Here is an 8,420-nt window from a genome sequence, read left to right on the forward strand (position 1 = left end):
TCATCGTCGCTGTGCTGGCGTCGGTCCTGTCCTCCACCCAGACCACCATCCTGCCCACCGCCCGCGGAACACTGTCCATGGGCGTCCATGGTGCGCTGCCGGCCCGGTTCGGCAAGGTCCACGAGCGCTTCATGACTCCGGGCTTCTCCACCCAGGTCATGGGTGCGGTTGCCGTGGTGTACTACGTGGCCATGAGCTTCCTGAGTGAAAACCTGCTGTCCGATTCCATCAGCGCCATCAGTTTGTTCATCGCGTTCTACTACGCCCTGACCGGGTTCTCCTGCGTGTGGTTCTTCCGCTCCACGCTCCGGGACTCTGCCCGCAACCTTTGGTTCCGCGGGATTTTGCCCTTCCTGGGTGCGCTGTCCCTCACCGTGGCCTTCTTCATCTCCGCTGTCCAGATGTGGGATCCGGCCTACGGCGACACCCAGATCTTTGGCATTGGCGGGGCGTTCGTCAGCGGTGTGCTGCTGCTGGCCCTGGGCGTAGTGCTGGCCATTGTGTGCCGGTTCGCTCCATCAACCCGTGGCTACTTCACGGGCGAGAGGGCCGAGGTTGGCGTAGTCCGCGGCGAGTAGCTGCTCCTGCCCGGGCTGCTCAGACCCCGAGTGCTCAGACTGGAAAGGGCCGGAAACCCGCATCGCGTGGTTTCCGGCCCTTTCTGCACTCCCGGCCATGCCGATGCTCCCCTTCGGGAAGGGGGCTTAGTGCCCCCGCGAGGCCCACAAACGCAGCCGGGTGGGCACATCCGGAACGTCCTCGATCCGGACTGAGTGGCGCCGCAGCACCACAAGCCAGCACACCAGGATGGCCACAGCACAGAAAACGCCGGCGCTGGAGGCCATGATCCACAGACCGGGAGTCTGGACATTCAGGTCCTGGGAGCCCAATGCCGTGCCGATGGTCTTGGGCGAGAAGAAGAACACCAGTGTCGACACAGCCAGCACGGCGCCCATAACAACCCTTTGGGCTGCGAAACGGGCCGGCGTCTCCTTGATGGTCCAGGCGAACGCCGGCAGGACCACGGCCATCCATACCCAGTGGTGGGACCACGAGACCGGGCTGATGAGCAACATGGCAAGTGCCGTCGTCGAAATGGCGATGACCCGTGCGCCTTGGGCGCTGGCCGCCCTGACAAGGACGGCCGCCAGGACGACGGTAGCCAGGCTCAGGACGATCCAGGGCAAGGTGACGGCGTCATGGGAGACACCGAAGTGCAGGAGTGCGCCCTTGATGGAGAGGTTGTCCACATAGCCGGCCCCGCCGATCCTGGACGTATCGGGAAGGATCTCCAGCCAGAACTGAAGGGATTCCGCGGGCCGAAGCAACCAGCCCAGCAACACAGTGCCCGCGAAGCCCACGGCCATGTTCGCCAGCCCACGCCAGTCCTTGCGCATCAGGAAGTACAGGCCAAACACCAACGGCGTCAGCTTGATGCCAGCCGCTATACCCACCAGGAGGCCGGTGCCCCGGAAGCCCTTTCGCTTGGACAGCCCACCCAGGAGGTCGATCACCATCAAGCCCATGAGGATGATGTTGATCTGGCCGAACGCCAGGGTTTCACGCCAAGGCCCCAGGAACAGGACAGCCAGGAACAGCGCGGCTGCAATCCAGCAGCTCCTTGTGGAGGACAGTGCACTGCGCAGATCAGGCTTGGAGGACCAGTACCGGACGATCGTGACCGCCACCCAGGCCGCCAGGGCGACGCCGGCAACGTTGAACACCATCAGAGCCGAAGTTTGTGGCAACCTTGCCAGCAAGCCAAAAACCAAGGCGGCAAACGGCGGATACGTAAACGGGAGTTGCGGGCCGCCTGCTGACGCGACGCTGGGGCCGTAAAGATCCGATGGAGACGTCCCGGCTTGGTTGAGGATGCTCCCGCCGAACCAGTAGACGCTGAAGTCCAGGCCTTGCTTGGCCCAGTCCGCGAGCATCATCCATAACGGGATTGCCAAGACAACCAGCGGCAGCAGGCGAAGGGCAAGGGCGGACCGTGAAGCCCCGCTGCGCGGTGGTGCGGCTTCCGCCTTGGACCTTAAATCGACGTCAGGCAGTGCCATGCAAAATCCCCCAAGTTAACCAAAAACGCAACGGGGGAAGTGTGCGACCCCCGCCTCCATACTACTGAAGGGGCACCGGACGGCCGGCGGCACGCAATGGTTGCCGGGCCGCCCGGCACCCTAGGATGCTGGAATGAGCGATTCAATGATGAACACCTCCGACGTCCTGGCCCTTGATTCACTGCTGACGGCGGACGAGCTGGCGGTCCGCGAGAAGGTCCGTGACTTCACGGCACAGCGGATCCGCCCGAAGATCGCGCAATGGTACGAGGACGCTCATTTCCCGCGCGGGCTTGCCCCGGAATTGGGCGAGCTCGGCGTCTTGGGCATGCACTTGGAGGGGTACGGCTGCCCCGGCCGGACCGCCGTCGAATATGGCCTTGCGGCCATGGAACTGGAGGCGGGCGATTCGGGGATCCGCACGTTCGTCTCGGTGCAGGGCTCCCTGGCCATGACCGCCATCCACAAGTGGGGCTCGGAGGCGCAGAAGGAGCAGTGGCTGCCGCGGATGGCTGCCGGCGAGCTGATCGGTTGCTTCGCCCTGACGGAACCGGATGCGGGGTCGGATCCCTCGTCCATGACCACCGTTGCCCGTGAGACGGCGGATGGCTGGGTCCTGGACGGCGCCAAACGATGGATCGGCCTGGCCTCGATCGCGGACGTCATGGTGGTGTGGGCCAATACCGGCGACGGAATCCGCGGCTTCCTTGTTCCCGCGGGAACTGCCGGTGTGACCGCGACGCCGATCGAGCCGAAGCTCTCCATGCGTGCCTCGGTTCAGTGCGATGTAACGTTCGACGCCGTGGAGCTGGGTCCGGAGGCCATCCTCCCTGGTGCCATGGGACTTAGGGGCCCATTCTCGTGCCTGAACGAGGCCCGCTACGGCATCGCGTGGGGTGCCATGGGTGCGGCGCGCGACTCCTACGAAGCCGCGTTGGAGTACGCCGGAACCCGGCTCCAATTCGGCCGTCCGCTGTCCGGCTACCAGCTCACGCAGGAGAAGCTGGTGAACATGCTGGTGGAAATCCAGAAGGGCACCTTGCTGGCTCTGCACCTGGGCCGCTTGAAGGACGCCGGGCATCTCCAACCCCAGCAGATTTCCCTCGGCAAGTTGAACAACGTCCGCGAGGCCATCAAGATCGCCCGGGAAGCCCGCACCATTCTTGGCGGCAACGGCGTAACCCTGGATTACTCACCGCTGCGCCATGCCAACAACCTGGAATCCGTCCGGACCTATGAAGGTACAGATGAAGTCCACACCCTGATCCTTGGCCAACACATCACGGGCATCGGAGCCTTCCGCGGCTGACCCAAGTAAGTCGCAGTTGGGTCAGTGTTCGGGGAGGACCACCAGGTTGAAATAGCCGCGCAGGCCCTTCACCACGTCTACCTCGTCCGGGGCCAGCAACCACTGCGTCTGGAGCCCGTCCCAGAGGGCAACCAGGGACATGGCAGCTTCATCAGGATCAACTCCAGGCCGGAGCCTGCCCTGGGCGGCCAGCTCGGCAAAGCGCAGCGCATAGCTCTTCCGGAGGCGTTCGAAGCGCTCGGTGAAGTAAACCCGCCCGGGGTGGGAATCGGTGACGGACTCGGCGCACAGAACGATGTACAGCTCAACCACGCCCGGAATGTTCTCGTTGAAGAGCGCCGTCCGGATGACCGAGTCAACCAGGCCCTCTTCCATGTCGTCAGGGAAAGCATCGCCGGTGATTTCATCGCGGCGTTCCAGGACTGCCATCAGGAGATCGCGTTTGGACGGGAAGTAGTGCAACAGGCTGGTTTGGCTCAGACCCACCTTGTCGGCAACATCCTGTAACGATCCACCACGGTAGCCGTGGGCAGCAAACACCTCATGGGCGGCGTCCAGGATGGTCCGGCGCCGTTCTTCGGATTTCGCGTAGGGGCCTCGCCGCGCTGCGCGGCCCACGTCCTTTGTGGTCATGGCTAGCCAGTGTACATGCGTGTTACGGATCAAAAATGAAATTCGAGTAACCACTCGAATTTTCTGTTACCGTGGTCACACTTGCCGCGGTGGGACCCACGAATCCAATGCCGCGCCATCGTCAACCTGACACGAAGAGGTGAAGGCTCATGACCCGATTCACGCGAAGACAACTCCTGGGCGCAGGCCTGGGAACAGCAGCCATGGGCTTGCTGACCGGGTGCGCTACCCCAGGGACACAGTCCGTCAACGCTGCCCCCACCATCCCCGCCGCCGACGAGCCCGTGCGGCTCACCTACTGGGCTTGGCTCAAGGATTTCCAGAAGGTCGCTGACGTCTGGAACGCTGCGCATTCGAACATCCAAGTGGATGTGGTGTGGATCCCGGGCGGCAACTCCGGCGGATACCAGAAGCTCTACTCGGCCTTGGCAGCCGGGGGCGGGCCTGATCTTGCGCAGGTTGAGTTCCGGTCCATCCCGGAGTTCATGCTGGTCAATGGCCTTGTGGATCTCGCCCGCTACGGCGCCAACGACCACGCCCATTTGTACGACCCCACCCTGTGGAAGCAGGTCTCCTACACAGGAGGCGTCTATGGCATTCCCCAGGACGCGGGCCCCATGGGCATGTTCTACCAGCCGGCGATCCTGGACAAGGTGGGCGGCAGCAACCCGAAAACCTGGGACGAGTGGGCTGCGTTGGCCGCCGAACTTCGTTCCGTGGACAGCTACTTGGACTGCTTCCCCATCAGCGATGCCTCCCCGTTCGCCTCTTTCGCGGGACAGGCAGGTGCGCAGTGGCTGCGCCCGGAGGAGGATGGCTGGGTCATCAACATGACCGACGACGCCACTCTCAACACGGCGCGCTTCTTCGATAAAGCGATCGACGACGACCTCGTCACCACCGCGTACGGCGCCTTCTCCCCGGGTTGGTTTGCGGCAGCGGCCAAGGGTGGGATTGCCTCGACCATCACCGGCAGTTGGGGTGATGCCCTGGTCCAGGGCGTCAGCGGCTCGGAAGGAAAGTGGCGCGCTGCCCCCATGCCCACCTGGGGTGCTACGGGCTTCGGCTCAAGCTACCTCGGCGGTTCCACGGCGGCAGTCCTGGCCAACAGCAAGCACCCCAAGGAAGCACTTGAGTTCGCGGTGTGGCTGACCACGTCCAAGGAAGGCATAGACGCCCAGATCAAGAACAGCGGCATTGGCTGGTCACCCAACCCCGACTTCATCGGCACGGACCGGCAACAGCCATCTGCGTTCTTCGGCGGCCAACGCTACAACGAGGAAGTCTTTGTTCCCGCTACCCGGCAGCAGAACCCGGACTGGTCCTGGTGGCCGGTAACCCAGCAGTCCTTCAACATCCTGAGCGACGGTTTCCGCAAGAAGGCGTTCGGTACCTCGTTGGTGGATTCCATCGCCGCTTCTGAGCAGCAGATCATCACGGTCTTCAAGAACAAGGGCCTCACCATCCGGAAGGAAACGGCATGACGACTACCCGCACCGCACCCACCGTGCAGCGTCCCGCCACCGCAAGCCTCTCAGGCAAACAGAACAAACAGGCCGGCAAGCGGAACGGCGCCGCCGCCCGCGCTCCCTGGGTGCTGCTGGCACCATTCCTGGCCCTCTTCGTCCTCACGTTCCTGCTGCCCATCGTGGTGGCCATCATGTCCAGTTTCACCAAAGTGACCCGCAGCGGGCTCTTCGGGGAAGCCGGCGTGAGCAGTGAGTTCGCCGGTTTCAGCAATTACGCCCAGGCCCTGTCCGATGGCAGTTTCGTTGCCTCGATCGGCAGGATGCTCCTGTTCGGAGTTGTCCAGGTGCCGGTCATGATCGTCCTGTGTACGGCGTTGGCCCTCATGCTCGAGTCGGCCTCGGCAAAGTGGCCGGGCTTCTTCCGCGCAGCGTACTTTCTCCCTTACGGCGTGCCTGGCGTCATCGCGACCATCCTGTGGTCCTTCCTCTATGTCCCCGGCCTCAGCCCGCTGTTCGATGTCGCCAAAGTGGTGGGCCTGACCCCTGATTTCCTTGGTGCCAACAGCGTGCTGTGGTCCATCGCAAACATCGTCACCTGGAGTTACACGGGCTACAACATGCTGATCATCGTGGCGCAGCTTAAAGCCATTCCGGTGGAGCTCTATGAAGCAGCCAAGGTGGACGGTGCTTCAACCTGGCGCGTTGCCCGGAGCATCCAGCTCCCCCTGATTCGTCCGGCACTCATGCTCACCACGGTGTTCTCCATCATCGGTACCCTGCAGCTCTTCGCGGAGGCACAGGTGGTCAAGACCGTGGCCCCGGCCATCGACAGCCAGTACACGCCAAACCTCAGTGCCTACACCACTGCGTTTGCCTACAACGACTACAACGTCGCCGCAGCCCAGTCGGTCATCATCGCCGTGGCCGCCTTTGCCCTGTCCTTCGCCTTCCTCGCACTGACGAACAGGAAGTCCTCATGACCGCCACCGCCACGAAGCCCGCCTCCGACGCCGTCCGCAGCAAACCTTCGGCAGGCCCTGACCGTTCAGCCGGACGACGGCGGTCCTCCACCATCATTGTCACCTCCCTTTTGGTGGTGGTGGCCTTGTATTTCCTGATTCCCGTGTACTGGGTCTTCGTAGCTTCCACCAAGTCCACCGCCGATCTCTTCTCCACCAACGGTTTCTGGTTCGCGCCGACTTTCTCCTTGTGGGAAAACATCGGCCGCGTGGTCAGCTACGACAACGGCATTTTTGGCCGCTGGTTCCTGAACTCGGCAATCTACGCAGGTGTCGGCGCACTCCTGGCCACCTACTTTGCTGCCGCTGGAGGCTACGCGCTGGCCAAGTATGAGTTCAGGGGCCGCAACCTGGTCTTCGGCACCATCCTGGGCGGCGTGCTGGTTCCCGGAACGGCCACTGCGCTGCCCCTCTTCCTTCTGTTCAGCCAGATGGGCCTGGCCAACACCTACTGGAGTGTCCTCCTGCCGTCGCTGGTCTCCCCCTTCGGGCTGTTCCTTTGCAGGATCTATGCCCAAGCCACAGTGGATACCTCGCTGATCGAAGCAGCCAGGATCGACGGCGCCGGGGAGCTGCGCATCTTCCACACCATCGGGCTCAAGGTACTGACCCCCGCTTTGGTCACCGTGTTCCTGTTCCAGTTGGTGGGTATTTGGAACAACTACTTCCTGCCCTTGGTCATGTTGTCCGACTCGGAGCTGTACCCCATCACGCTGGGCTTGAACAACTGGTTGAGCCAGGTTGACCGTTTGCCTGAATTCTACGAACTGACCACCGGCGGAGTGCTGCTCTCCATCATTCCGCTCAGCATCGCCATGATCGTCCTGCAGCGCTTCTGGCGCGGTGGGCTGACAGAAGGAGCCGTCAAGTAATGAACCCGTCACCCGACGTCCAATACATCACCGATACCGGCCCGGGCACCGGCAACAGGGTCCCGGCCCGCTCCTGGCTGCACACTGACGCGCCCACCCTGTCCCTCAATGGCCAGTGGCGGTTCCGGCTTCTCCCCGGTGCGCCCGGCACACCCGGCGGCCGGGGCGTCCTTCCCCAGGGCGAGGCCGTCGAAGGAGTCTCCGAGGAAGGCTTGGACGACTCCGGCTGGGACCGGATCCCGGTTCCCGCCCACTGGGTGTTGGAGGGCGGGGGCACCTATGGCCGCCCCATCTACACCAACGTCCAGTTCCCCTTTCCCACCGATGCGCCGCATGTCCCGGACGAGAACCCCACCGGTGACTATCGCCGCTCCTTCGAGGTTCCGGAGACCTGGAACCTCGACGAAAGAACAGTGTTGCGGTTCGACGGCGTGGAATCCCGCTACAAGGTATGGCTCAACGGCGTGGAAATCGGAGTAGGGACCGGCAGCCGCCTGGCGCAGGAATTCGAGGTGACTGAGGCCCTCCGTACCGGGCATAACGTGATTGCGGTCCGCGTCCACCAATGGTCGGCATCGAGCTACGTTGAGGACCAGGACCAGTGGTGGATGCCCGGCATCTTCCGCGATGTCACACTCCAAGTCCGCCCCAAGACGGGCATCGAGGACCTCTGGCTGCAGACGTCCTACTCCGCCGGTTCAGGCATCATCGACCCGGAGATCACTGCGGACACAGCCGCCTACCCGGTCCGGCTGTCGGTTCCGGAACTGGACGTCGACGTCGTCTGGGACTCCCCTGCCGACGTCGCCCCGGTGGCGATCACCGCCGTCGAACCTTGGTCCGCTGAGGTTCCGCGCCTCTACAACGCAACGGTGCACAGCGAAGGCGAGACCATTTCGCTTCGACTGGGTTTCCGAACCGTGGAGATCAAGGGTGACCAGTTCCTGGTGAACGGACGGCGTGTGGTGTTCCACGGCGTGAACCGCCATGAAACCCATCCTGACCGCGGCAGGGTTTTCGATGAGGACTTTGCCCGGGCCGACCTCGCCCTGATGAAG

7 protein-coding genes and 1 pseudogene are annotated in these 8,420 nt (G+C 63.4%); 6 read left to right on the forward strand and 2 right to left on the reverse strand.

Annotated features, from left to right (window positions below; all coding sequences use genetic code 11):
* Positions 1 to 578, forward strand: a pseudogene (locus HP499_RS17000) (APC family permease); the annotation flags it as partial.
* A gap of 126 nt (positions 579 to 704) precedes the next feature.
* On the opposite strand, the gene HP499_RS17005 reads toward HP499_RS17000, so the two are convergent.
* Positions 705 to 2,060 carry a glycosyltransferase 87 family protein gene (locus tag HP499_RS17005; RefSeq protein WP_172325393.1) on the reverse strand — a complete coding sequence of 452 codons (1,356 nt, stop codon included), beginning with the start codon at positions 2,058 to 2,060 and terminating at the stop codon, positions 705 to 707.
* 133 nt (positions 2,061 to 2,193) lie between these two features.
* Here HP499_RS17005 and HP499_RS17010 point away from each other — a divergent pair, with 133 nt between their 5' ends.
* Positions 2,194 to 3,369 carry an acyl-CoA dehydrogenase family protein gene (locus HP499_RS17010; protein ID WP_172325394.1) on the forward strand — a complete coding sequence of 392 codons (1,176 nt, stop codon included), beginning with the start codon at positions 2,194 to 2,196 and terminating at the stop codon, positions 3,367 to 3,369.
* A 21-nt stretch (positions 3,370 to 3,390) separates the two neighbouring features.
* Here HP499_RS17010 and HP499_RS17015 read toward each other — a convergent pair whose 3' ends face one another.
* Positions 3,391 to 4,002, reverse strand: coding sequence for a TetR/AcrR family transcriptional regulator (locus HP499_RS17015; RefSeq protein WP_172325395.1), 612 nt, complete (start codon positions 4,000 to 4,002; stop codon positions 3,391 to 3,393).
* 149 nt (positions 4,003 to 4,151) lie between these two features.
* On the opposite strand from HP499_RS17015, the gene HP499_RS17020 reads away from it, so the two are divergent.
* The 4 genes from HP499_RS17020 to HP499_RS17035 form a co-directional block, all read left to right on the forward strand.
* Complete coding sequence (locus HP499_RS17020) at positions 4,152 to 5,486, forward strand: ABC transporter substrate-binding protein (protein ID WP_172325396.1); 1,335 nt, start codon at positions 4,152 to 4,154, stop codon at positions 5,484 to 5,486.
* Positions 5,483 to 6,451, forward strand: coding sequence for a carbohydrate ABC transporter permease (locus HP499_RS17025; protein ID WP_172325397.1), 969 nt, complete (start codon positions 5,483 to 5,485; stop codon positions 6,449 to 6,451). Before HP499_RS17020 ends, HP499_RS17025 begins: the two co-directional genes overlap by 4 nt.
* Entirely contained in the window at positions 6,448 to 7,362 is a 915-nt protein-coding gene (locus HP499_RS17030; protein WP_172325398.1) for a carbohydrate ABC transporter permease, read from the forward strand. Before HP499_RS17025 ends, HP499_RS17030 begins: the two co-directional genes overlap by 4 nt.
* Positions 7,362 to 8,420 (forward strand): sugar-binding domain-containing protein (locus HP499_RS17035; protein WP_305849748.1); only part of this gene is annotated, 1,059 nt, incomplete at its 3' end. The genes HP499_RS17030 and HP499_RS17035, both read left to right, overlap by 1 nt.

The organism is Paenarthrobacter sp. CM16, from assembly GCF_013179505.1.
Taxonomy (GTDB): domain Bacteria; phylum Actinomycetota; class Actinomycetes; order Actinomycetales; family Micrococcaceae; genus Arthrobacter.

Bases quoted from the DNA above. Each gene is read 5' to 3' on its own strand.
- HP499_RS17020 (WP_172325396.1), top strand. From the start codon at position 4,152: ATGACCCGATTCACGCGAAGACAACTCCTGGGCGCAGGCCTGGGAACA.
- HP499_RS17005 (WP_172325393.1), bottom strand. From the start codon at position 2,060: ATGGCACTGCCTGACGTCGATTTAAGGTCCAAGGCGGAAGCCGCACCA.
- HP499_RS17030 (WP_172325398.1), top strand. From the start codon at position 6,448: ATGACCGCCACCGCCACGAAGCCCGCCTCCGACGCCGTCCGCAGCAAA.
- HP499_RS17025 (WP_172325397.1), top strand. From the start codon at position 5,483: ATGACGACTACCCGCACCGCACCCACCGTGCAGCGTCCCGCCACCGCA.
- HP499_RS17010 (WP_172325394.1), top strand. From the start codon at position 2,194: ATGAGCGATTCAATGATGAACACCTCCGACGTCCTGGCCCTTGATTCA.
- HP499_RS17015 (WP_172325395.1), bottom strand. From the start codon at position 4,002: ATGACCACAAAGGACGTGGGCCGCGCAGCGCGGCGAGGCCCCTACGCG.